Consider the following 21512-nt stretch of genomic DNA (forward strand, 5'->3'; position numbering starts at 1 on the left):
TTCTCAGGCCGCGCCCAGATGGGGCACCAGGTGCGTGGTGGACTGCCCGTTTTTAAGCGCCGCGGTGAAGGCCAGCATGCGGTCAATCGGCTGGCGCGCGCGGGGGATGAGCGCCGGCTCCACGTGCACGGCGTTGGCGCCGGTCTCCAGCACGCGGGCCACGTCGGCCAGGCCGTTCATCGCCATCCAGGGGCAGTGCGCACAACTCTTGCAGGTGGCGCTGTTGCCCGCGGTGGGCGCTTCGTAGAAGGTCTTGCCGGGGTTGAGCGTGCGCAGCTTGTGCATCATGCCGTTGTCGGTGGCCACGATGAACTCGGTGGCCGCCATCTCGCGCGCGGCCTTGAGGATGGCGCTGGTGGAGCCCACGGCATCGGCCAGGGCCACCACCTCGGCGGGGCTTTCGGGGTGCACCAGCACCTTGGCCTGGGGGTGCTCCTTTTTCAGCAGTTCCAGTTCCAGCGCCTTGAACTCGTCGTGCACGATGCAGGCGCCGTTCCAGAACACCATGTCGGCCCCGGTCTCGCGCTGGATGTACGCGCCCAGGTGACGGTCGGGCGCCCACAGGATCTTCTGGCCGGCCGCCTTCAGGGCGCTCACGATCTCCAGCGCGCAGCTCGACGTGACGAGCCAGTCGGCCCGCGCCTTCACGGCCGCGCTGGTGTTGGCGTACACGACCACGGTGCGGTCGGGATGGGCATCGCAAAACGCGCTGAACTCGCCGATGGGGCAGCCCAGGTCCAGGCTGCAGGTGGCGTCCAGGTCGGGCATGAGCACGGTCTTTTCCGGGCTCAGGATCTTGGCCGTCTCGCCCATGAAGCGCACGCCGCTCACCACCAGGGCCTGCGCGGCGTGGTCGCGGCCAAAGCGGGCCATCTCCAGCGAGTCGCTCACGATGCCGCCGGTTTCCTCGGCCAGGTCCTGCAGGTCGGGGTGCACGTAGTAGTGCGACACCATCACCGCGTTCTTTTCCTTCAGCAGGCGGCGGATCTTGTCCTTGAGCGCCGCGCGCTCGGCCTGCGTGGGCTCGGGCGGCACGCGCGCCCAGGCGTGCTTGGTGGAGCAGACAGCGCCGCCAGCCGCTTCACCGGGCTGCTCGTATTCAATATCAATCACGGTAGTCATGGCATGGTTCCATTGCGTTGCACAGAGTCCACCCGCACGTCAAACAGGCACGCACGATGCCAGCGGACGCCGCGCAAGGGCCGCCCCGCCGCGCAGCGGCTCAGGGGGGGGGCTCACTGAAGCTCCTGCAGGCGCATGGAGAAGTCCGTCGCCTTCACGTCCTTGGTGAGCGTCCCAATCGAGATGCGATCCACCCCCGTCTCGGCCAGCTCGCGCAGGCCTGCCAACGTCACGCCACCGGAGATTTCCAGAATCGCCCGGCCCGCGTTGATGCGCACGGCTTCGCACAGCGTGGGCAGGGGCATGTTGTCCAGCAGCACCATGGTGGCACCGGCGGCCAGCGCCTCGGCCAGCTGCTCCAGCGTTTCCACTTCGATCTCGATGAACTTGGCCTGCGCGGCCACGGCCTGCGCAGCCCGCAGCACGGCCGTCACGCCGCCGGCGGCCGCGATGTGGTTTTCCTTGATGAGCACCGCGTCGTGCAGGCCGATGCGGTGGTTAGTGCCGCCGCCCACGCGCACCGCGTACTTTTGCGCCAGGCGCAGGCCGGGCAGGGTCTTGCGCGTGTCCACGATCTGCGCGCGGGTGCCGGCCACGGCATCCACATAGGTGCGCGTCTTGGTGGCCACGGCCGACAGCAACTGCAAAAAGTTGAGCGCCGTGCGCTCGGCGCTCAGCAGTGCCCGGGCCTGGCCTTCGATCTCCAGCACCACCTGGTCGGCGGCGCAGCGCTGGCCTTCGGCCACGTGCCAGGTGATCTGCGCCGTGGGGTCCAGCGCGCGCAGGGCGGCCTCGGCCCAGGGGGCGCCGCAGATGACGGCTTCTTCGCGCGCCAGGATGCGGGCGCGCGCGCGGCGGGCGGGGTCGATCAGGCCGGCCGTTAGGTCGCCCGCGCCCACGTCCTCGGCCAGGGCGCGGGCCACGTCGGCCTGGGCCAGGGCGGCTACCGCCGCGCCATTTTCTAGGTCAATGCTCACATCGGTCATGGTGCGCGAGCATAGCCGCATTGGGCGCGGCGGGTCCTGGCGGCGGCGGCGTGCGCCGCGGTCAGAGCGCCGGCAGCACCGTCCCCCAGCACTCGCCAAAGCCCACCCGGGCAGCGCCGGGCTTTTCGCACCAGCCCCGCAGGACCACGGCGTCGCCGTCCTCCAGGAACACGCGCTGTTCGCCGCCGGGCAGCTGCACGGGGTTCTTGCCGCCGCTGGTCAGCTCGATCAGCGCGCCCGCCTGGTCCAGCGTGGGGCCCGACAGCGTGCCGCTGCCCAGCAGGTCGCCCGGCTGCAGGTTGCAGCCGTTGACGGTGTGGTGCGTGAGCATCTGCGCCACGGTCCAGTAGGCGTGGCGGTAGCTGGTGCGGCAAAGGGTGGCGTCGGCCTGGCCGGCCGCTGCCATGGCGGGGGTGCGCAGGCCCACCTGCAGCTGGATGTCGAACGCGCCAGCCTCGCGGTTGGCCTCGGAGTCCAGGTAGGGCAGCGGCGCGGGGTCGCCCTCGGGGCGGTTGAAGGCGACGCGGTACGGCGCCAGAGCCTCCAGCGTCACCACCCACGGCGAGACGGTGGTGGCGAAATTCTTGGACAGGAACGGCCCGAGCGGCTGGTATTCCCAGCCCTGGATGTCGCGCGCCGACCAGTCGTTGAGCAGGCAGATGCCGAACACATGCTGCTCGGCCTGCGCGATGGGCACGGGGTGCCCGAGGGCGTTGCCCTCGCCCACGAAGATGCCCAGCTCCAGCTCGATGTCCAGCCGCTTGCAGGGCCCCACCACGGGCGTCTGGGCGCCGGGCGGCAGGGTCTGCCCCTTGGGCCGGTGGAAAGACTGGCCGGACACGACGATGCTCGAAGCCCGGCCGTGGTAGCCGATGGGCACCCATTTGTAGTTGGGCAGCAGCGGGTTGTCGGGCCGGAACTGCTTGCCGATGTTGGTGGCGTGGTGCACCGAGGTGTAGAAATCCGTGTAGTCGCCAATGCGCGCGGGCACGTCGTACTCGGCCTGGGCCTGGGGCACCAGGCAGCCCTGCAGTGCGGCCTGCTGGGCGCTGCCCTCGCGCAGCGCACGCGACAGCGCCAGGCGCAGGGCGCTCCAGGCCCCCTGCCCCAGCGCCATCAGGGCGTTGAGCTTGTCCTGTGCGCCGGCCTGCGCCGCCGCAGCGGCCTGGCCCTGCAGCACGCCGCTGGCGGCGACGGCGGCCAGGTCCAGGATCTGGTCGCCAATGGCCACGCCGCCCCGAAACGCCTCGCCGCCGCCCTTGCGGCGAAACACGGCAAACGGCAAGTTTTGAAGGGGGAAATCGCAGCCCGCCGCGTTGGCGCTGGCCACCCAGCTGCGCAGCCGGGCGTCGTGGGTCTCGTTGAGCAAGGTCATCGTCTGTGCTGGGCCCATGCTCATTGCGCCAAGCTGCCGTCGTGCATCCAGGCGGCGTGGCGGGGTGCGCGGCGGGTTTCGCTCCATTCCTTGAGCATGTCCCACTTCACTTCGTCGAGCTTGGCATACATCTCGGGCGTGCCCACGTCGGCCGCCAGTTCCAGGCGGTGGCCGTTGGGATCGAAGAAGTAGATGCTCTTGAAGATGGTGTGGTCGGTCGGCCCCACCACCTCGATGCCCGCGGCCTCCAGGCGCGCCTTGGTGGCCAGCAGCGTGTCCATGGAGTCGACCTTGAGGGCCAGGTGCTGCACCCAGGTGGGGGTGTTGCGGTCGCGGTCCATGGCCGGCTGGCTGGGCAGCTCGAAGAAGGCCAGCACGTTGCCGCCGCCCGCGTCCAGGAACACATGCATGTAGGGATCGGGCGCCTTGGTGGAGGGCACCTCGTTCTCGGCAATCGCCAGCACGAACTTCATGTCCAGGTGCTTGACGTACCACTCGACGGTTTCCTTGGCGTCCTTGCAGCGGTAGGCAACGTGGTGGATTTTCTGGATCAGCATGGAAGTCTCCTTGGGGTAAAGGGCCTTGCGCGGCGCCGTGCAGGAGGCACGGCGCCGCGCAAGGCCGGGTGAATCGATCAGGCCATCAGGCCACCAGGCGGTCGGCCGGCGCATCGGCACCGGCGCCGCGCTCGTTGTGCGCCACCAGGCGGTCCAGCAGGCGGTCCAGGGTGGCCAGCTCGCGCGCGCTCAGGCAGCCGAAGATCTCGCGGTTGCGCCGCGCCACGAGCTGCGCGATGGCACTCCAGCGGCCCCGCCCCTCGGGCGACAGCATGAGCACCACGCCGCGCCCGTCGGCCTCGCTGCCCAGCTTCACGACCAGGCCCTGCTCGACCAGGGCCTGCGCGGCGCGGCTGGCCTGGCTCTTGTTCAGGTTGGACAGGCGCGCCAGGTCCTTTACGGACAGCGGCTCGAACGACCCGATGGTCGACAGGCAGCGCCCGTCGCTCAGCGAGAGCCCCGCCTCGTCCAGGTAGGCCTGGTGGCTCACCGGGTCGGACAGCTTGCTCAGCTGGTGGAACCGGTAGGTGAACGACCGGTTCAGCGGCACCGCAAACAGGTCCTGCGGCGCTGGAGCGTCCGGGCGCGCAGCACCAGCGGGCGGTGTGGGAGGGCGTGGCATGCAACAACTCCAGCGGAGGGCAGAAGGGACGGCAAATGGCGAGCGCCACCGGCTGGCGCAGGGCTCCATGGTGCCACAACTAGTTGCGCGCGCAACTAGTTAATAACCCTGACGCCAGCAGGCCGCGCCGCGCGCGCGCCCAGCGCAGGGGTGCCCCGCACCTTCGCATAGACTGGCGTCCCTTTTCGCTGCCTGGACTTTCGATGACTGCTGCGACCCCTTCCAGCCCCGCGACGGCTGCCACGCCCTACGGCACGTTCGCCCCTGCGGCGCCCCTGCCCCAGCGCCGCCCCGTGAGCCTGCCGCGCCTGGCGCAGATGCGGGAAGCGGGCGAAAAAATCGCCATGCTCACCGCCTACGACGCCACCTTTGCCGCTGTGGCGGACGCGGCCGGGGTGGACTGCATCCTCGTGGGCGACTCGCTGGGCATGGTCTGCCAGGGTCTGCCCAGCACCGTGGGCGTAACGCTGGACGCCATGGCCTACCACACGGCCAGCGTGGCCCGCGGCCTGCAGCGGGCGCAAGGCACGGCCTGGCTGGTGGCCGACCTGCCCTACGGCACCTATGCCGAAAGCCCCGAGCAGGCCCTGCGCAGCGCCTGCGTGCTGATGCAGGCGGGCGCCCACATGGTCAAGCTCGAAGGCGGCGGCTGGACGGCGCCCACGGTCGAATTTCTGGTGCAGCGCGGCGTGCCCGTGTGCGCCCACCTGGGCCTGACGCCCCAGACCGTGCACGCGCTGGGCGGCTACCGCGTGCAGGGCAAGACCGACGACGCGGCCCGCACGCTGCGCCGGGAGGCCCACGAATTGCAGGACGCAGGCGCCGCCATGCTGGTGCTGGAGATGGTGCCCGCCGCGCTGGCCGCCGACCTGACGGCAGAGCTGCCGCACTGCCACACCATCGGCATCGGCGCGGGCCACGGCACGGCCGGGCAGGTACTGGTGTTGCACGACATGCTGGGCATGAACCTGGGAAAGATGCCGAAGTTCGTGCACAACTTCATGCAGGACGCGGGCAGCGTGCGCGGCGCCATCGCGGCGTACGTGCAGGCCGTGAAACAAGGCCGCTTCCCCGACAACGCGCTGCACGCCTGGTAAGAAAGCGTTGACGTTCCAAGCCCCCGACGGATTTCCTTGACTTGACTGTTCCCCGCCCATGCTGATCGCCCGCTCCCTTGCCGACCTGCGCGACGCCCTCGCGCCCTATCGCCACCCCGCCTTCGTGCCCACCATGGGCAACCTGCACGACGGGCACATCGCCCTGGTGCGCCAGGCCAAGCCGCTGGGCGACGTGACGGTGGCGAGCATCTTCGTCAACCGCCTGCAGTTCCTGCCGCACGAGGACTTCGACAGCTACCCCCGCACCTGGGAGGCCGACTGCGCCCAGCTGCAGGCCGCCGGCTGCGACGTGCTCTTCGCGCCCCCCGAAGCCGATCTGTACCCCCGGCCCCAGACCTTCAAGGTGCAGCCCGACCCGGCGCTGGCCGACCTGCTGGAGGGCCAGTTCCGCCCCGGCTTCTTCACGGGCGTGAGCACGGTGGTGATGAAACTGTTTGCCTGCGTGCTGGGCGCCACCGGCGGCACCGCCGTGTTCGGCAAGAAGGACTACCAGCAGTGGCTGGTGATCCGCCAGATGGTGGAGCAGTTCGCGCTGCCCATCACCATCGTGGCAGGCGAGACGCGCCGCGCGGCCGACGGCCTGGCGCTGAGTTCGCGCAACGGCTACCTGGGCCTGGAAGAGCGGCAGGAAGCCGTGGCCTTGTCCCAGGCGCTGCGGCAGCTGGCAGAGCGCTGGCGGGCCGCGCTGGCCGGCGGGGCCGATGCGCTGGCGCTGGAGCAGCAGGCCCTGGACGCACTGCGCGCGCGGGGCTGGCAGCCCGACTACCTCACCGTGCGCCGCCGCAGCGACCTGCAGCCGCCCACGGCCGGCGACGGGCCGGGCACGCTGGTGGCCCTGGGCGCCGCGCGCCTGGGCGGCACACGGCTCATCGACAATCTGGAGTTCTAGAACGCTATCAATACAATAGCTGCCAGCGCTTATTCAGCAAGCGCTAGCAGCCATTTTTATCAAAAACTCACTCCGCCCAGCCGGCCTGCGCGATCCACTCCCGCAGCAGCTGGTTGACGGCATCGGGCTGCTCCATGGTGAGCATGTGGCCGCAGGTGGGCAGCACGGCATGGCGCGCCCCCGGCACCAGCGCGGCGATTTCTTCGGAGCACTCCGGCGGCGTGAGCTGGTCCGCCTCGCCACACGCCACCAGTGTGGGGCAGGCCACGCGCGGCAGGTGGGGCCGCGCATCGGGCCGGTGGATCACGGCCTGGTTCTGCCGCACCAGCTGCTCGGACCCCGCGCGCAGCACGAAGTCCAGGTACGACTGCACCAGCGCGGGCCGGGCGGCATTGGCGGGGTGGAAGGCAAAGGCCACGTTGGGCTCGATCACCTCGCGCACGCGGCCCTGGGCAAACAGCTCGATCGCCGCCTCGCGCAGGCCGCGCATCTCCGGCGTTTCCGGCCGGGCGGTGGTGCCCAGCAGCGCCAGGCCCGCCACGCGCGCGGGCGCCTGGCGGGCTGCCTCCATGGCGATCATGCCGCCCATGGACGCGCCGCACAGCAGCAGCGGGCCGGCATGCGCCTGCAGCAGCAGCGCGGCCATGTCCTCGATGCGCTGCGCCGAGGGATGGGCGTGGGCCGTGGCCACCACGGGCCGCAGGGCGGCCGGCAGCGCGGGCTGCTGCGCGCGCCACATGGTTGCATCACCCGCCAGGCCGGGGATGAGCACCAGCTGGGGCACGGAAGAAGAAGCAGTGGTGGGGGCAGTCGTCGTCATGGCGCCGAGTGTCGCAAAGAACGCCGCCGCGCGCCCCACGCCGGCCTTTCACGGCCTTCAGCCGTCTTTTTTTCAGTGCGCCCCGAACGGCACCGGGCACGCGGGAACGGCCAGGCCCTGCACCAGGTCGTGCACGAACCGCAGCTTGACCATGGCCCCCGGAGACAGCGCGAAGGGGTACGCGTCGTGCTGCCCCAGGCTGCGGTTCAGGCTGTTGAGCATGAGCGTCAGCGGCACCCACTGGCGCACCATGTCCTGGAACGCGGGGCGCGGCACCGCGAACGGGTCCGAGACACGCTGGCGAACGGCGGCGTGGGGGTCGGGCACGGTCACCGCGGCGTCGTAGCTGGCTGCCGTCTCCAGCAGGTCGATCATGTGCAGGTAGTGGGCCCAGGTCTCGGCCCAGTCCTCCCACGGGTGGGCCGCGGCGTAGGCGCTGACGTGGCGGGCAGCCCAGTCGGCGTCCGCGGCGCCGCGCGCGTAGTGCGCCTGAAGCGCGGCGGCGTAGTCCTGGCGCTCGTCGCCAAACACCTGGCGAAAACTCTCCAGGCGGCCGCCGTCGCGCACCAGCTGGTCCCAGTAGAAGTGGCCCGACTCGTGCCGCAGATGGCCGATGAGCGTGCGGTACGGCTCGCCCAGCGCTATGCGGCGGCGCGCGCGCTCGTCATCGTCCGCCTCGGCAATGTTCAAGGTGATGGTGCCGCCCAGATGGCCCGTGAGGATGGGTGGGCCGCCCGGCAGGTCGGCCAGGAACTCAAACACCGGCCCCGCACCGCCCGGCGCGGGCTCCAGGCCCAGCCGCGCCAAGGTGTAGAACAGCTGGCGCTTGGCCGCCTCGATCTGCTTCCAGCGGCGCACGTTGGGCGCGTGGGACAGGTCGGGCAGCACCCGGGTCTGGCAGCACGACACGCACAGGTCGCCGGGGTGGTGCGCCGGCAGCGCGAAATTGCAGGCCTGGTGCGCGGTGTGGTTGCGGCACATGCGGTAGCGCCGCCCGCTTTGCAGCCCGTCGCCGCGCGGGTCCACACGGCGCCACAGGCCGGGGCCTTCCTCGGGCACGGGCACCAGCGCCGCCATCGTGAAGGAGTCGGGCAAAAAGGCCAACGTGCTGCCGCAATGCAGGCATTGCACGCTGTCAAAAAACACGACGTGACCGCAATGGTCGCAGTTGAATACACGCATGGGGCGAGCTTATACACATCCCTGTGGGGCGCGCGCCCCAGCAGCAAAAAAGGCAGAAGAACGCGGCGCGTCTTCTGCCTTTTTTCCCGAGGCCCCCGGTGGTCAAAGGCCTCTCAAGCATCACCGCGGCGCCGCTCCCCTTCCGGGGTAGGCCGCCGCGAGCGTTCCGGCTCAGGGACGCACGACGATGCTGTTGCGCACTTCGCGCACATGCTTGGTGTTGCGCGCAATGGCTTCGGCCTGGTTCTTCTCGGCTTGCGACTTGGCAAAGCCCGACAGCTGCACGGTGCCGTTCAGCGTTTCGACGCTGATGGCCGTGGCCGACACCGACTTGTCTTCGGCCATGCGGGCCTTGACCGCCGTGGTGATGCCGGCGTCATCCACATAAGAACCCACGGTCTGCTGGTTGCGCGCCACCGAGCAGCCGGTGGCCGTGACGATGGTGATACCGGCCATGGCGGCGAAGGCAAGGGCACGTGCGTATTTCATGATGTTTTCCTTTGTTGACAAAATAAGAAGGGGTCACGGGTGCTAATCGGTGGGCAATCTGCCGGTGTTAGCACCCTCCGCGGCCGGCGGACTGAGGGGAACGGGCTGGCGATACAGGCCAAGCACCCCATGCGGCCATCTTAGGCCCAAAGACCTGCTCAGTAGGCGGCGTGCCGGCGGCGCGACATCCACAGCACCAGCGTCGCCAGGGCTGCGCCCGAGGCCGCGGCAATCACCATGGACTTGCCCGGCTGCTCCGCCACATAGCGGGTAGTGGCCTCGGTGGCTTCGTTGATCTTCTGGCGGGCCTTGGCGCCGGTTTCGGCGCAGTAGTCGATGCTGCGGGACGCAAGCTCCTGCGCGCGCGCCGCCAGGTCGTCAATGACCGGGTCGGCCTGGCTGCGCAGCGAACGCACGCCCTCTTCCGCCTTCTCCAGCGTGGAGTGGGCTGCGGCGCGCGTGGTCTGCACGGCGTCCTGGGCGCTTTGCAGCACGTCGTCGGCCAGGTTGCGGGCGCCGTTGGCGGCCTTGTCGGTAGCGGTCTGAATGCTCATGAGGGGACTCCTTTGAACCGGGAAACAAAAAGGGAGGAAGGGACGCATGCGGCGTGCTCCGCACGGCGCCAGATCAGCGGGCGGGCGTCAGCCCTTCTTGAGCAGCCCCAGGACAAAGGTCACCACGGCCATGATCACGAACACGAAGAACAGGATCTTGGCGATGCCCACCGCACCCGCGGCGATGCCGCCAAAACCGAACAGCGCCGCAATCAATGCGATCACCAGAAACACCACTGCATAGTGCAACATTTGTCTTCTCCTTTTGCGGGGCCGGGCTGCCGGCGTTGTTGAGGGCACAGGAAAGCTCTGCGCCTGCGGTTTACTGTAGGCAGGACGCGGCCCGCAGGCTGCCGGCCCCCGGCGCGCAGGCCTGTCGGCGGCGCAGCGGGCCGGATGTAGGAGAGCACCTGCAGCGCGGGCATGGGCGCGAGAGCCCGCCGAACGTGGGCAGCACAGCACCGCTGTCCTGCACCGGCTGCGGCGCAGTGGGATGGGATGTGGTGGAGCGGGCTGAGAGCGGCAGGAGCAGCGGGCCGCTGCCTGGGCCGGTCAGGCCGCGGGCGGCGGCGGGCTGGCCGGCAGTTCGTCGGCACGGGCCGGCTGCAGCGGCAGCACGGCGGACACCAGGGTGCCGCCCCCCGGGCGCGAGGTGATGGACAGCCGGCCCCCAGCCGACTCCACGCGGTGGCGCATGCCCGAGAGACCGTGGGACGTGGGCCGCACCGAAGCAGGATCAAAGCCCTGGCCGTTGTCGCGCACCTGCACGGCCACATGGGTGGGGTAGCCGTGGACCGACACCAGCACCTTCGACGCCTTGGCGTACTTGCCGATGTTGGTCAGGGCCTCCTGCACCATGCGGTAGACGGTGAGCTGCGATGCGTCGGGCAACTGCACGGCCTCCAGGCTCGTCTCCACCTCGATGCCCGCGCGCTCGGCGTATTCGCGCGTGAGGATCTCGATGGCGGCCGTAAGGCCCAGGTTGGACAGCGACGAGGGCCGCAGGTCCTCGATGATGCGCCGCTTGAGCGCGATGCCGCTGTTGAGCGTCTCGGTCAGGTGCTTGAGCCGCTCGGCCACCTCCGTCATCTGAGGGTCCAGCTTGGACTTGAGGCGGGCCACGTCCAGCTTCGCGGCCGTGAGCAATGCGCCCAGCTCGTCGTGGAGCTCGCGCGCGAGATGGCCCCGCTCCTCTTCGCGCACCTGCTGCAAGTGGGCGGCCAGCTCGGACAGCGTGGCCGTGCGCAGCTTCACCAGGCCCTCGAGCCGGTCGCGTTCGCGCTCCAGCAGGGCCTGCTCGCGCTGGTTGACGACATTCAGCGCCTGGGCCTGGCGCAGGTACATGTAGAACGCCAGCAACCCGATGGCCGTCACCGTGGCAATGCCAATGCGCGAGAGCATGAGCGATTGCTCGATCTGCTCCTTGCCCTGGCGCACGTGCACGTCCGCGCGGGCGATCAGCTCCATCGCATGCTTGCGGATCGCCTCCATGTGCTCCTTGCCCACGTCGGTGTGCAGGATGAACTTCCACGCATCCTCGTTGCCCTGGCGGCGCAGCCGCAGGCTCAGCTCCATCTCGGCGAGCTTGCGCGAGATCTGCCGCGACAACAACGCAAACTCCTGCATGTCGTCCGGCGCATCCATGAACAGCTTGCGCAAGCCGTCCAGGTCGGACTGCACGCTGGCCACCGCGGTGTCGTAGGGCTCGAGGTACGTGTCGTTGCCGGTAAGCAGATAGCCCCGCTGCCCGGTCTCGGCATCGAGCATGCTCTGCAGCAGCTGGTTCACCGCATTGCGCGTGTTGATGCCGTGGGTCATCTGCTCCACCGCGTCCTGCGAGCGCATGTGGCCGGTCTCGTTAATCCCCACAAGCACCATGGCCGCAAGCAGCGCCATCGGCAGGCTCAGCGCCATCTTGCGAACCTTGGGCAGCCAGATGCGGGTGTTTTCTTTAAGGCTCATACGCGGTATTCTGGATAATGTGCGAGCCCCCCGGCACGTTCCTCTTTCGCAGAGACAGCGTGCCCGAGAACCCTTCCCTTCAACAACATCAGGCGCGGAATCACCGCCCTGCGAAAGAGAGTTCGATGATCAAAATTGGCATTGTGGATGACCACGCGATTGTTCGCTCCGGGCTGCGGCAATTCCTGTCGGAACACGTGGACCTGCGCGTGGAAGGCGAGGCGGCCAACGGCCGCGAGGCCATCGACCTGGTGCGCAACAAGGAGATCGACGTTCTGCTGATGGACCTCTCCATGCCCGGGCAAAGCGGTCTGGACGCCCTGGCCATGCTGCGTGCCAAGGCGCCGGACATGGGCATCCTGATCCTGAGCGGCTACCCCGAGGAACACTACGCCATCAACCTCATCCGGCAAGGCGCCAGCGGCTACCTGAACAAGGAATGCGACCCCGCGGAAATTGTCGAGGCCATCCGCACCATCGCCCTGGGCCGCCGGTACCTCACGCCCGCCGTGGCGGAGCTTCTGGCGCAGCAGCTCAACCGCAAGGACGATGCCCCGCCGCACGAGCAACTGTCCGAGCGCGAATTCCAGGTGTTCCTCAAGCTCGCCAAGGGCGAGACGGCCGGCGACATTGCCAAGGCGCTGTCGCTGAGCGTGAAGACGGTGAGCACCTACCGCACGCGGCTGATGGAGAAGATGAGCCTGTCGTCCAACAGCGACCTGACGTACTACGCGCTCAAGAACCGCCTGATTGACTGACATGGAAACAGCGCCCGGGGCCGAAGGTTCCGGGGCGCCCGATGGCCTTTGCGCCGGCCCGCCGCGCCGGCGGCTCAGGCCGCCTGCCCGGAGGCAGGCATGGGAGGATTGAGGTTCATCCCCGCGGGCGCGCTGTTCTGGATGCAGTAGTCCACCAGCGCATCGATCTCATTGGATTTGTCAAAGACCGCATCGACGCCCAGCTGCGCACAGCGCATGCGCACATCGGGCGTGGCGTAGTTGCTGAGCACCACCATCTTCTGGCCGGGCTTGCGATCACGGCAGGCGGCAAGCACCCCCAAACCACTGCCCTGGCGCAGGAACAGGTCGACGATGGCCAAGTCCCATTCGCCGGGGTGGGCCAGCAGCCAGTTCTTGCCGTCGTCCTCGGTCTCCGCCACGCCCACAGCCTCCACCGACGCCAGTTCCTCGAGCGTACCGATCAGGTTCTCGCGGATGGTGGCGTTGTCTTCAACGATGTAGGTGCGGAGTTTCACGGGCGGTATCCAGATTCACGACCCCCCTGAGGGATGGCAAGGGTCTAGCCTCGAATGTAGGGGCTATTGCGAAGCCATTCTGCCAGCCACCACACGCGCAGGCTGTAGGAGCTTTCCTACCTTGTGGCGCACACGCTGCAGTGCTCCGCACGCTGCAGGCGCAGGGTGCTCCACTCCATGGTCCGCCCGTCCAGCATCAGCAGGCGGCCGGCCAGCGACGTGCCCACGCCCGCCAGCAGCTTGAGCGCTTCGGCCGCCTGCATGGCGCCCACCACCCCCACCAGCGGGGCAAACACGCCCAGGGTGGAGCAGCGCACTTCCTCGAATTCCGCCTGGGGCGGAAAGATGCAGGCGTAGCACGGGGACCGTGCATCCCGCGGGTCGAGCACCGTGATCTGGGCGTCAAAACGGATCACCGCGCCCGCCACCAGCGGCTTGCCGTGGCGCATGCACGCTGCGTTGACGGCGTGGCGCGTGGCGTAGTTGTCGCTGCAGTCCAGCACCACCGACGCGTCCTGCACCAGCGCCCCCAGCGCCTCGGCGTCCACCCGCATCTGCAGCGCCGTCACCTTCACGTCGGGGTTGATGGCCTCCATGGCCGCCGCGGCCGAAGCCACCTTGGGCTGCCCCACGCGGGCCGTGGTGTGGGCAATCTGGCGCTGGAGGTTGGTCAGGTCGACCACATCGTCGTCCACCAGCGTGATGTGGCCGACACCTGCGGACGCCAGGTACAGCGCTGCGGGCGAGCCCAGCCCTCCGGCCCCGATGATGAGTGCGCGGGCCGCCAGCACGCGCTCCTGGCCTTCGATGCCCATCTCGTCGAGAAGAATGTGGCGGGAGTAACGCAGAAGCTGGTCGTCGGTCATGGGGCGGCGTGGCACGGACAAAGAAAAAAGCCGGATTCCGCGGGAATCCGGCTTGGGGAACCTGGAGAGCGGAAGCTCAATTTTCTTTCTTTTCTTCCTTGCGCTCTGTCAGCGTCTTGCTCACCATCACCGTGCGGCCCTTGAGCTGGTTGAGGGCCTGCGCCAGCTGGAAGTCCTTGTCCGAGCCAAACTCGGGCAGCTTGCGGTCGGGGGTGGGCTTCCTGGCCTCTTCCTCCAGGCGCTTGCGGGCTTCGTCGCGGGCCTTTTCTCGGGCCTCGTCCTTCTTTTCCTCGCCCTGGCCGCTGCCCAGGTGCTTGTCGAGGTCGGCCTCGCGCATTCGCAGGGCTGCGAAGGGACTGCCCTCCTCGGACTCGTCCACCATCACGTCCGGGACGATGCCCTTGGCCTGGATGGAACGGCCGCTGGGCGTGTAGTAGCGCGCGGTGGTGAGCTTGATGCCGGTGTCCGGGCCCAGGGGCCGCACGGTCTGCACGGAGCCCTTGCCGAAGGTCTGGCTGCCCATGATGGTGGCGCGCTTGTGGTCCTGCAGCGCGCCCGCCACGATTTCGCTGGCCGAGGCGGAGCCTTCGTTGACCAGCACCACCAGCGGCACCATCTTGAGGGCCGCAGGCAAGCGGCGCAGCGGGTCCCCGCCGCCGCGGCGCAGGTAGTAGTCGGGCGAGGCCTTGTACGTGGCCTTGCTGTCCGCCAGCTGGCCGTTGGTGGTGACGACCGTGACGTTCTCGGGCAGGAAGGCCGCCGACACCGCCACGGCGGCGTCCAGCAGGCCGCCGGGGTCGTTGCGCAGGTCCAGCACCAGGCCCTTGAGGTTGGGCTCCTGCTTGTAGATCTCTTCGATCTTGCGCACGAAGTCGTCCACCGAGCGTTCCTGGAACTGGGACAGGCGGATCCAGCCGTAGCCGGGCTCCACCACCTTGCCCTTGACGGACTGGGTCTTGATCTCTTCGCGCGTGATGGTCACGGGGAAGGTGCGGCTCTCGTCCTTGCGGAAGATGGTGAGCGTGACCTTGGTGTTGGGCTCGCCCCGCATGCGCTTGACGGCGTCGTTCAGGGACAGGCCCTTGACGGCCGTCTCGTCGATCTTGGTGATCAGGTCGTTGGTCAGCAGGCCGGCGCGGAACGCGGGCGAGCCTTCAATGGGCGACACCACCTTGATCAGGCCGTCTTCCTGGGTGATCTCGATGCCCACGCCCACGAAGCGGCCGGACGTGCCCTCGCGGAATTCCTTGAAGGACTTCTTGTCGAAATACTGCGAGTGCGGGTCCAGGCTGGACACCATGCCGGAGATGGCATCGGTGATGAGCTTCTTGTCGTCCACCGGCTCGACATAGTCGGTCTTCACCAGTCCAAAGACCGCCGACAGTTGCTGGATTTCTTCCAGTGGCAGCGGGGTCATGGCGCCGCGGGCCACGGTCTGCAACGAAATCGTTGTCAACGCTCCTGCCACCACACCGACCGACACCCATCCTGCAATTTTGAGTTTGTGCCCCATACAACACCTTTTACCGCAACGAACCAATATACACCTTGGAAGGCGCGGACCCTTGGCGGTTCCGCGCCGGCACTTGCTTTGAAGAGGATATCGCCCGGTTTCGCCGGTCTTTACACAGGCTTTACGCCTTGCCCTGCGACGCCACCGCCGCCGCCGCCTTGGCGGCCGCTTCAGCGTCGCCCAGATAGTAGTGGCGCAGGGGCTTGAGGTTGGCGTCCAGCTCGTATACCAGCGGGATTCCGTTGGGAATGTTCAGGCCCACGATGTCGGCGTCGGAGATGTTGTCCAGGTACTTCACCAGGGCGCGGATGGAGTTGCCGTGCGCGGCCACCACCACGCGCTTGCCCGAGCGGATGGCGGGCGCCATGGCGTCGTTCCAGAACGGCAGCACGCGGGCCACGGTGTCCTTGAGGCATTCGGTCAGCGGCACGCTGCCCTCGGGCACTCCGGCGTAGCGGCGGTCGCCGCGTTCGCTGCGGGGGTCGGTGGTTTCCAGCGCGGGCGGCGGGGTGTCGTAGCTGCGGCGCCAGACCAGCACCTGCTCGTCGCCGTACTGCTTGGCCATGTCGGCCTTGTTCAAGCCCTGCAGGGCGCCGTAGTGGCGCTCGTTCAGTCGCCAGTCCTTCACCACGGGCAGCCAGGTGCAGTTCATCTCGTCCAGCGTGTACCACAGGGTGTGGATGGCGCGCTTGAGGACGCTGGTGAACGCCAGGTCAAATTCGTAGCCTTCGGCCTTGAGCAGTTTGCCGGCCGACATGGCCTGCGACACGCCGGTGGGCGTGAGGTCGACATCGGTCCAGCCGGTGAAGCGGTTTTCAAGGTTCCAGGTGGATTCGCCGTGGCGGATCAAAACGAGCTTGTACATGGTTTCCCCAGGAAAGGCGGGTCTAAGAAATACGGGCCAAAACCAGGCATTCTAAAATTACGCAGTTCGCCAACCCAAGGAATCTTCGTGAAATTCATCATTGACAACTGGTATCTCGTTTTTGTTGCGCTGGCCTCGGGCGGCATGCTGCTGTGGCCGGTGCTGCGCAGTGCCAGTGGCGGCGCCCTCACCCCTGCGAACGCCGTGCAGCTCATCAACCGCGAGAAAGCCGTGGTCATCGACGTGTGCGAGGCCGAGGAGTTTGCGGCCGGCCATGTGGGCGGCGCCAAGAACATTCCGCTGGGTCAGCTGGAGGAGCGCCTGCCCTCCGTGGTCAAGAACAAGGCCGTGCCGGTGGTGCTGGTGTGCGCCAGCGGTGCCCGCTCCACCCGCGCGGCGGCAATCGCCCGCAAGCTGGGCTACGAAAAGGCCGAAAGCCTGGCCGGCGGCCTGAAGGCCTGGCGCGACGCCAGCCTGCCGGTGGAAAAAGCCTGATCCGCCCCCAGTTATTCCATCACCGATAGGCTTGGGCCTCATTCGTTGATGACTCCCAGGAACACAGGAAGACCGCCATGCAACCCGTGAAGATGTACACCACCGCCGTCTGCCCCTACTGCGTCCGTGCCAAGCAGATCCTCAAGTCCAAGGGCGTGGAGCAGATCGAGGAGATCCGCGTGGACATGGATCCCGCCGCCCGCACCCACATGATGGAGATCACCGGCCGGCGCACGGTGCCGCAGATTTTCATCGGCAGCACCCACGTGGGCGGCCACGACGACCTGGTGGCGCTGGACGGCCGCGGCGAACTGATGCCCCTGCTGGGCGCCGCCTGACCCCTCCCCGGGGCACTGCATAATGCAGCCCCATGTGCCCGCTGCGGGAGCTCTTCCCGGGCGGGTTTTGTTTTGCCAGCATTTCGTAAGCAGCAAAGAGACTTGTCAACCATGGCCGACCAAGAAAACCCCGTGTTCCAGATCCAGCGCGTCTACCTGAAGGACATGTCGCTGGAGCAGCCCAACTCGCCCGCCATCCTGCTGGAACAAGAGCAGCCCAGCGTGGACATCCAGCTCGGCGTGGAAGCCACGCCCGTGGCCGAGGGCATCTTTGAAGTGGCCGTGACGGCCACCGTGCAGACCAAGATCAAGGACAAGACCGTGTTCCTGGTCGAGGCCAAGCAGGCCGGCATCTTCGAGATCCGCAACATCCCCGAAGACCAGATGGGCCCCATCATGGGCATCGCCTGCCCGCAGATCGTGTACCCCTACCTGCGTGGCAACGTGGCCGACCTGGTCAACCGCGCCGGCTTCCCGCCCGTGCACCTGGCAGAAATCAACTTCCAGGCCATGTACGAGCAGCAGCAAGCCCAGGCCGCCGGCCAGGGTTCGCCGATCATCACGCAGTGATTTAAAGCTCCCCCTGAGGCGCTTCGCGCCTTCCCCCTCTCTCGTCGCGCTGCGCGCTCGGGAGGGGGACGCAGCCAGCGGCCTGGCAGAGCCAGTTCCGCGGCTACCTCGCCTTGGGCCGTGCCCGTTTTGCAGAATGCGTCCAAAGCATGACCAAAGGGGTCTCAATCACCCATCATTTTGGGCTCCAGCGCTTGTCTGGAAAGCGCAAGCAGCTATGAAAATCATAGTATTGGGTGCAGGTGCCTGGGGTTCGGCACTCGCCATGAGTGCGGCCCAGCACCCTGCCGGGCATGCGGTCACGCTGTGGGCACGCGACGCGGGCCAGGCCAGCGCCATGCGCGCGGCGCGCCAGAACGCGCGCTATCTGCCGGGCATCGACTTTCCCCCTTCCCTCTCCATCGCAGACGGCCGCTTTGCCCCGCTGCTGCCAGGCGCGGACCTCGTCATCGTGGCGACGCCGATGGCGGCGCTGCGCGGCATGCTGCAGGCACTGATCGGCTGCGCGGCACCGGTGGCGTGGCTCTGCAAGGGGTTCGAGGCAGTGCCTGCCGGCGCCGACTCTGCATCTTTTGGCCTGCTGGCGCACGAGGTGCAAGCGCAGGCAGCTCCTGATTTGATAGCTGGCGTCTTCAGCGGCCCCAGCTTTGCCCAGGAAGTGGCGTTGGGGCAGCCCACCGCCCTGGTGGCCGCCAGCGCCCACGCGGCGGTGCGCGAAGCACTCGTCCTCGCCTTTCACAGCCCCAGCGTGCGCGTATACGCCAACGACGACATCGTGGGCGTGGAAGTGGGCGGCGCGGTGAAGAACGTGCTGGCCATTGCCACCGGGCTGTGCGATGGCCTGGCCCTGGGGCTGAACGCCCGCGCCGCGCTGGTGACCCGCGGCCTGGCCGAGATGACGCGGCTGGGCCTGGCGCTGGGGGCGCGGGCCGAGACGTTCATGGGCCTGTCGGGGCTGGGCGACCTGGTGCTGACGGCGACGGGCGACCTCTCGCGCAACCGGCGCGTGGGCATGCTGCTGGCGCAGGGGCAGACCCTGGCGCAGGCCGTGGAGTCCCTGGGCCATGTGGCCGAGGGCGTGTACTCCGCCCGCACCGTGGTGCAGCGCGCCCGCCACCTGGGCGTGGACATGCCCATTGCGGAGGCCGCCGTGGCCTTGCTCGATGGCCAGCTCCGCCCGGCCGAGGCCGTGGCCCAATTAATGGGCCGGGGCCCGCGCGGCGAAGTCTGAAGGCTGGCTAAAACGCAGGGCTGGCGGAAACGCTCAAGACACGCAAAAACGCCGCAGGGCCGGGGGCGCCTGCGGCATTCTTGCGTGCGGGGCGTGGGGGTGATTCACGCCCGTTCCGCCACGGCCCGCGGACCGGAGTCCGCAGCGGCTGCGGGGGTCAGAACACGCCGAACAGCATGAGCAACAGAACCACGGACAGTGGGACGCCGAGCAGCCACAGAATGATGGGCATGGTGATCTCCTTGAAAGGGTGAGTAGGTAGGTGGTGCCACCTTATCGCCCGCCCCCCCGCGCCCCGTGTGCGCCATCGGTGGTCCTGCGCGTAGTCCCCTGCCTACTGCCCCTGAGCGCTCCTGACCCCTCCTGACCGCCCCCGCCTGCCCTTGCTGGCCGCCGGGCCCCAGCGGGCGTCAAAGGCCCTGTTCGAGCGCCAGCAGGTCTTCGACCGTCTGGCGCTTGCGGATGAGGCGGACCTGCGCCCCGTCCACCAGCACCTCGGCAGCCAGCGGCCGCGTGTTGTAGTTGGAGGACATGGAGGCCCCATAGGCGCCCGCGTCGTGGATCACCAGCAGGTCGCCCACCTGCGCGGCGGGCAGCTCGCGCGGCAGCACCACGCCGCCGTCGCCCTGGGTGAACACGTCACCGGATTCGCACAACGGGCCAGCCACCACCGTGGGCTGCGCAGCGCCCTGCGAACCGTCGCGGCGCAACAGCTCCATGGCGTGGAAGGCGCCGTACATCGAGGGGCGCATCAGCTCGTTGAAGCCCGTATCCACCAGCACGAAGTGGTTGCGCCCCGCGTTCTTGGTGGCGCGCACCTGGCCCAGCAGCACTGCCGATTCGGCCACCAGGAAGCGGCCGGGCTCAATCTCCAGCGCCAGACGATGGCCGACGATGGCCTCGGCCTGCTGGCGCGCGGCATCCCACAGGCCGTGGTAATGCTGGGTATCCACCACCGGGTCGCCGCTGCGGTAGGGAATGGACAGGCCGCCGCCCGCCGAAATCGCGTGCAGGTCGTGCCCCGCTGCGTGGGTGGTGCGCACCAGGCCCACCATGGCGCCGCAGACCTCGGCCAGGTGGCTGTAGTCCACCCCCGAGCCGATGTGCATGTGCAGGCCCACCAGCTTCAGCCCGTGCTGGGCGATGGCCGCCAGCGCGGCCTCCAGGTCGGTGTGCCAGATGCCGTGCTTGCTGTGCTCGCCGCCCGTGTTGGTCTTGTTGCTGTGCCCGTGGCCGAAGCCGGGGTTGATGCGCAGCCACACGGCGTGGCCGGGCGAGCGCGCGCCCAGCTGGTGCAGCATGTCGATGGAGCCCGCGTTGACCGGCACGCCGTGTTCCACCACGCAGTCCAGCGTGGCGGCGTCGAACAGGTCGGCGGTGAACACGATCTCCGACGGCTCGCCGCCCACCTGGTAGCCCGCGGCGAGCGCACGCAGGATCTCGCCGCGCGAGACGGCATCGACCTTCACGCCCTGCTCGCGCATGAGCTTCAGGATGTGGATGTTGGAGCAGGCCTTTTGCGCAAAGCGCACGGTCTCGAAATTGGAGACCTGGGCGATGCGTTGGCGGATGGTGGCCGCGTCGTACACCCACAGCGGGGTGCCGAACTGGTCGGCCAGGGCCCAGAGCTGGGCGGGCGTGAAAGGGTTGGACATGGAGCGTCTCCAGGCAGTTACGGCACAACGAAGCCTGGATGATGCGCGCCCTGCGGTATTTGGTCTAATACTTTGAATAGCACCATCAATTCAATCTGGATATACCCATGCCCGATGCACCCCTGGCCCAGCGCATCACCCACCGCCATATCGAAGTGTTCCGCGCCGTGATGGCCGCGGGCAGCGCGACGGGCGCGGCCGACCTGCTGCACAGTTCCCAGCCCACCGTGAGCCGGGAACTGGCGCGGCTGGAATCGCTGCTGGGCTATGCGCTGTTTGAGCGGGTTCAGGGCCGCCTGCGCGCCAACGCCCGGGCGCTGGCGCTGTGGGACGAGGTGCAGCGCTCCTGGCAGGGCCTGGAGCGCGTGGTGGAGCGCGCGGTGGCGCTGGGCCGGGCGGACGCGGTGCAGCTGTCCGTGCTCTGCCTGCCCGCGCTGGCCCACGCCCTGCTGCCGGGCGCGGCGGCGCGGCTGGTGCAGGCCTGCCCGCAGGCGCGGCTGTCGGTCACGCCCCAGGAATCGCCCCTGCTGGAAGAATGGATCAGCGCCCAGCGCTTCGACCTGGGCCTGTGCGAACAGGCCAGCGCCCCGCCCGGCACGCGGGCCGAGGTGCTGCTCACGCTGGACGAAGTGGCCGTGCTGCCCGCCGGGCATGCGCTGGCGCAGCAGGCCCGGCTGCAGCTGGCGGACTTTGCGGACCAGCCGTTTGTGAGCCTCTCGGCCGACGACCCCTACCGCCGCCTGATCGACGCCCGCTTCGCCCAGGCCGGCGTGCCGCGCACGCTGCGCACCGAAACCCACAGCGCCGCCGCCGTGTGCGCCATGGTGGAGCACGGCCTGGGGCTGGCCATCGTCAACCCGCTGACGGCCCTGACCGCGGCGGCCGGTGGCCGGCTGGTGGTGCGGCGGCTGGCGTTTTCCATCCCGTTCAGCGTGGCCGCCGTGCTGCCCCTGTACCGCCCGGCACTGCCGGAGGTGGAACCCATGCTGCAGGCCCTGCGCGCCGAGGCGGCCGACAGGGCGCAGCAGCTGCAGGCGCTGCCGTAGAC

24 protein-coding genes are annotated in these 21512 nt (G+C 68.6%); 8 read left to right on the top strand and 16 right to left on the bottom strand.

Annotation, left to right across the window (positions count from 1 at the left end; all coding sequences use genetic code 11):
- Window positions 1–3: 3 nt before the first annotated feature.
- From nadA to ACOYR3_RS18290, 5 genes are all read right to left on the bottom strand, one after another.
- Entirely contained in the window at window positions 4–1122 is a 1119-nt protein-coding gene (gene nadA / locus ACOYR3_RS18270) for a quinolinate synthase NadA (RefSeq protein WP_422843736.1), read from the bottom strand.
- Between the two features lie 113 nt (window positions 1123–1235).
- A complete protein-coding gene (gene nadC, locus ACOYR3_RS18275; protein ID WP_422843737.1) occupies window positions 1236–2108 on the bottom strand; it encodes a carboxylating nicotinate-nucleotide diphosphorylase in 873 nt (290 codons plus the stop codon).
- 61 nt (window positions 2109–2169) lie between these two features.
- Entirely contained in the window at window positions 2170–3483 is a 1314-nt protein-coding gene (gene fahA, locus ACOYR3_RS18280) for a fumarylacetoacetase (protein WP_422843738.1), read from the bottom strand.
- A 20-nt stretch (window positions 3484–3503) separates the two neighbouring features.
- On the bottom strand, window positions 3504–4040 hold the full coding sequence (locus ACOYR3_RS18285; protein WP_422843739.1) for a VOC family protein: 537 nt from the start codon (window positions 4038–4040) through the stop codon (window positions 3504–3506).
- A gap of 85 nt (window positions 4041–4125) precedes the next feature.
- The gene (locus tag ACOYR3_RS18290; protein WP_422843740.1) at window positions 4126–4662 is read right to left on the bottom strand and encodes a MarR family winged helix-turn-helix transcriptional regulator; all 537 of its coding nucleotides are present in this window, start codon (window positions 4660–4662) and stop codon (window positions 4126–4128) included.
- Between the two features lie 203 nt (window positions 4663–4865).
- Between ACOYR3_RS18290 and panB the strand changes: the two genes are divergently transcribed.
- Window positions 4866–5759, top strand: a complete 894-nt coding sequence (panB, locus tag ACOYR3_RS18295; protein ID WP_422843741.1) for a 3-methyl-2-oxobutanoate hydroxymethyltransferase — start codon at window positions 4866–4868, stop codon at window positions 5757–5759.
- 58 nt (window positions 5760–5817) lie between these two features.
- Window positions 5818–6669 carry a pantoate--beta-alanine ligase gene (panC, locus tag ACOYR3_RS18300; protein WP_422843742.1) on the top strand — a complete coding sequence of 284 codons (852 nt, stop codon included), beginning with the start codon at window positions 5818–5820 and terminating at the stop codon, window positions 6667–6669.
- Window positions 6670–6736: 67 nt separating this feature from the next.
- Here the strand turns inward: panC and ACOYR3_RS18305 are convergent, their stop codons facing one another.
- From ACOYR3_RS18305 to ACOYR3_RS18330, 6 genes are all read right to left on the bottom strand, one after another.
- On the bottom strand, window positions 6737–7489 hold the full coding sequence (locus ACOYR3_RS18305) for an alpha/beta fold hydrolase (RefSeq protein ID WP_422843743.1): 753 nt from the start codon (window positions 7487–7489) through the stop codon (window positions 6737–6739).
- Window positions 7490–7561: 72 nt separating this feature from the next.
- Window positions 7562–8671, bottom strand: coding sequence for a zinc-binding metallopeptidase family protein (locus tag ACOYR3_RS18310; protein WP_422843744.1), 1110 nt, complete (start codon window positions 8669–8671; stop codon window positions 7562–7564).
- A 171-nt stretch (window positions 8672–8842) separates the two neighbouring features.
- The gene (locus ACOYR3_RS18315; protein WP_291489759.1) at window positions 8843–9160 is read right to left on the bottom strand and encodes a BON domain-containing protein; all 318 of its coding nucleotides are present in this window, start codon (window positions 9158–9160) and stop codon (window positions 8843–8845) included.
- A gap of 158 nt (window positions 9161–9318) precedes the next feature.
- Complete coding sequence (locus tag ACOYR3_RS18320) at window positions 9319–9714, bottom strand: hypothetical protein (protein ID WP_422843745.1); 396 nt, start codon at window positions 9712–9714, stop codon at window positions 9319–9321.
- Window positions 9715–9801: 87 nt separating this feature from the next.
- Window positions 9802–9966: a DUF1328 domain-containing protein gene (locus ACOYR3_RS18325; protein ID WP_010463174.1), complete on the bottom strand. Its 165-nt coding sequence runs from the start codon at window positions 9964–9966 to the stop codon at window positions 9802–9804.
- A gap of 300 nt (window positions 9967–10266) precedes the next feature.
- A complete protein-coding gene (locus ACOYR3_RS18330) occupies window positions 10267–11676 on the bottom strand; it encodes a CHASE3 domain-containing protein (RefSeq protein WP_422843746.1) in 1410 nt (469 codons plus the stop codon).
- A gap of 125 nt (window positions 11677–11801) precedes the next feature.
- Between ACOYR3_RS18330 and ACOYR3_RS18335 the strand changes: the two genes are divergently transcribed.
- Window positions 11802–12434 (top strand): response regulator, encoded by a 633-nt coding sequence (locus ACOYR3_RS18335; RefSeq protein WP_291489756.1) that lies wholly within the window; start codon window positions 11802–11804, stop codon window positions 12432–12434.
- A gap of 74 nt (window positions 12435–12508) precedes the next feature.
- On the opposite strand, the gene ACOYR3_RS18340 is transcribed toward ACOYR3_RS18335, so the two are convergent.
- The 4 genes from ACOYR3_RS18340 to gpmA all read right to left on the bottom strand — a co-directional run bounded on the left by ACOYR3_RS18340 (window position 12509) and on the right by gpmA (window position 16175).
- A complete protein-coding gene (locus tag ACOYR3_RS18340) occupies window positions 12509–12931 on the bottom strand; it encodes a response regulator (protein ID WP_422843747.1) in 423 nt (140 codons plus the stop codon).
- Window positions 12932–13047: 116 nt separating this feature from the next.
- The gene (locus ACOYR3_RS18345; RefSeq protein ID WP_422843748.1) at window positions 13048–13797 is read right to left on the bottom strand and encodes a HesA/MoeB/ThiF family protein; all 750 of its coding nucleotides are present in this window, start codon (window positions 13795–13797) and stop codon (window positions 13048–13050) included.
- A 76-nt stretch (window positions 13798–13873) separates the two neighbouring features.
- Entirely contained in the window at window positions 13874–15310 is a 1437-nt protein-coding gene (locus ACOYR3_RS18350) for a S41 family peptidase (RefSeq protein ID WP_422843749.1), read from the bottom strand.
- Window positions 15311–15431: 121 nt separating this feature from the next.
- A complete protein-coding gene (gpmA, locus tag ACOYR3_RS18355; RefSeq protein WP_422843750.1) occupies window positions 15432–16175 on the bottom strand; it encodes a 2,3-diphosphoglycerate-dependent phosphoglycerate mutase in 744 nt (247 codons plus the stop codon).
- An 87-nt stretch (window positions 16176–16262) separates the two neighbouring features.
- On the opposite strand from gpmA, the gene ACOYR3_RS18360 reads away from it, so the two are divergent.
- The 4 genes from ACOYR3_RS18360 (at window position 16263) to ACOYR3_RS18375 (ending at window position 18809) form a co-directional block, all read left to right on the top strand.
- On the top strand, window positions 16263–16670 hold the full coding sequence (locus ACOYR3_RS18360; protein WP_422843751.1) for a rhodanese-like domain-containing protein: 408 nt from the start codon (window positions 16263–16265) through the stop codon (window positions 16668–16670).
- Window positions 16671–16747: 77 nt separating this feature from the next.
- Window positions 16748–17008 carry a glutaredoxin 3 gene (gene grxC, locus ACOYR3_RS18365; RefSeq protein WP_422843752.1) on the top strand — a complete coding sequence of 87 codons (261 nt, stop codon included), beginning with the start codon at window positions 16748–16750 and terminating at the stop codon, window positions 17006–17008.
- Between the two features lie 111 nt (window positions 17009–17119).
- Entirely contained in the window at window positions 17120–17578 is a 459-nt protein-coding gene (secB, locus tag ACOYR3_RS18370; RefSeq protein ID WP_422843753.1) for a protein-export chaperone SecB, read from the top strand.
- A gap of 217 nt (window positions 17579–17795) precedes the next feature.
- Window positions 17796–18809 carry an NAD(P)H-dependent glycerol-3-phosphate dehydrogenase gene (locus ACOYR3_RS18375; RefSeq protein ID WP_422843754.1) on the top strand — a complete coding sequence of 338 codons (1014 nt, stop codon included), beginning with the start codon at window positions 17796–17798 and terminating at the stop codon, window positions 18807–18809.
- 410 nt (window positions 18810–19219) lie between these two features.
- Here the strand turns inward: ACOYR3_RS18375 and lysA are convergent, their stop codons facing one another.
- Window positions 19220–20464, bottom strand: coding sequence for a diaminopimelate decarboxylase (gene lysA / locus ACOYR3_RS18380; protein ID WP_422843755.1), 1245 nt, complete (start codon window positions 20462–20464; stop codon window positions 19220–19222).
- A 107-nt stretch (window positions 20465–20571) separates the two neighbouring features.
- Between lysA and ACOYR3_RS18385 the strand changes: the two genes are divergently transcribed.
- Complete coding sequence (locus ACOYR3_RS18385; RefSeq protein WP_422843756.1) at window positions 20572–21510, top strand: LysR family transcriptional regulator; 939 nt, start codon at window positions 20572–20574, stop codon at window positions 21508–21510.
- The last annotated feature ends 2 nt before the right edge of the window (window positions 21511–21512 follow it).

Source organism: Acidovorax sp. M2(2025) (genome assembly GCF_049330835.1).
Classification (GTDB): Bacteria; Pseudomonadota; Gammaproteobacteria; order Burkholderiales; family Burkholderiaceae_C; genus Acidovorax.

Excerpts from the sequence above, each read along its gene's own strand:
- nadA (WP_422843736.1), bottom strand. The coding sequence starts at position 1,122 with ATGACTACCGTGATTGATATTGAATACGAGCAGCCCGGTGAAGCGGCT.
- nadC (WP_422843737.1), bottom strand. The coding sequence starts at position 2,108 with ATGACCGATGTGAGCATTGACCTAGAAAATGGCGCGGCGGTAGCCGCC.
- fahA (WP_422843738.1), bottom strand. The coding sequence starts at position 3,483 with ATGACCTTGCTCAACGAGACCCACGACGCCCGGCTGCGCAGCTGGGTG.
- ACOYR3_RS18285 (WP_422843739.1), bottom strand. The coding sequence starts at position 4,040 with ATGCTGATCCAGAAAATCCACCACGTTGCCTACCGCTGCAAGGACGCC.
- ACOYR3_RS18290 (WP_422843740.1), bottom strand. The coding sequence starts at position 4,662 with ATGCCACGCCCTCCCACACCGCCCGCTGGTGCTGCGCGCCCGGACGCT.
- panB (WP_422843741.1), top strand. The coding sequence starts at position 4,866 with ATGACTGCTGCGACCCCTTCCAGCCCCGCGACGGCTGCCACGCCCTAC.
- panC (WP_422843742.1), top strand. The coding sequence starts at position 5,818 with ATGCTGATCGCCCGCTCCCTTGCCGACCTGCGCGACGCCCTCGCGCCC.
- ACOYR3_RS18305 (WP_422843743.1), bottom strand. The coding sequence starts at position 7,489 with ATGACGACGACTGCCCCCACCACTGCTTCTTCTTCCGTGCCCCAGCTG.
- ACOYR3_RS18310 (WP_422843744.1), bottom strand. The coding sequence starts at position 8,671 with ATGCGTGTATTCAACTGCGACCATTGCGGTCACGTCGTGTTTTTTGAC.
- ACOYR3_RS18315 (WP_291489759.1), bottom strand. The coding sequence starts at position 9,160 with ATGAAATACGCACGTGCCCTTGCCTTCGCCGCCATGGCCGGTATCACC.
- ACOYR3_RS18320 (WP_422843745.1), bottom strand. The coding sequence starts at position 9,714 with ATGAGCATTCAGACCGCTACCGACAAGGCCGCCAACGGCGCCCGCAAC.
- ACOYR3_RS18325 (WP_010463174.1), bottom strand. The coding sequence starts at position 9,966 with ATGTTGCACTATGCAGTGGTGTTTCTGGTGATCGCATTGATTGCGGCG.
- ACOYR3_RS18330 (WP_422843746.1), bottom strand. The coding sequence starts at position 11,676 with ATGAGCCTTAAAGAAAACACCCGCATCTGGCTGCCCAAGGTTCGCAAG.
- ACOYR3_RS18335 (WP_291489756.1), top strand. The coding sequence starts at position 11,802 with ATGATCAAAATTGGCATTGTGGATGACCACGCGATTGTTCGCTCCGGG.
- ACOYR3_RS18345 (WP_422843748.1), bottom strand. The coding sequence starts at position 13,797 with ATGACCGACGACCAGCTTCTGCGTTACTCCCGCCACATTCTTCTCGAC.
- ACOYR3_RS18350 (WP_422843749.1), bottom strand. The coding sequence starts at position 15,310 with ATGGGGCACAAACTCAAAATTGCAGGATGGGTGTCGGTCGGTGTGGTG.
- gpmA (WP_422843750.1), bottom strand. The coding sequence starts at position 16,175 with ATGTACAAGCTCGTTTTGATCCGCCACGGCGAATCCACCTGGAACCTT.
- grxC (WP_422843752.1), top strand. The coding sequence starts at position 16,748 with ATGCAACCCGTGAAGATGTACACCACCGCCGTCTGCCCCTACTGCGTC.
- secB (WP_422843753.1), top strand. The coding sequence starts at position 17,120 with ATGGCCGACCAAGAAAACCCCGTGTTCCAGATCCAGCGCGTCTACCTG.
- ACOYR3_RS18375 (WP_422843754.1), top strand. The coding sequence starts at position 17,796 with ATGAAAATCATAGTATTGGGTGCAGGTGCCTGGGGTTCGGCACTCGCC.
- lysA (WP_422843755.1), bottom strand. The coding sequence starts at position 20,464 with ATGTCCAACCCTTTCACGCCCGCCCAGCTCTGGGCCCTGGCCGACCAG.
- ACOYR3_RS18385 (WP_422843756.1), top strand. The coding sequence starts at position 20,572 with ATGCCCGATGCACCCCTGGCCCAGCGCATCACCCACCGCCATATCGAA.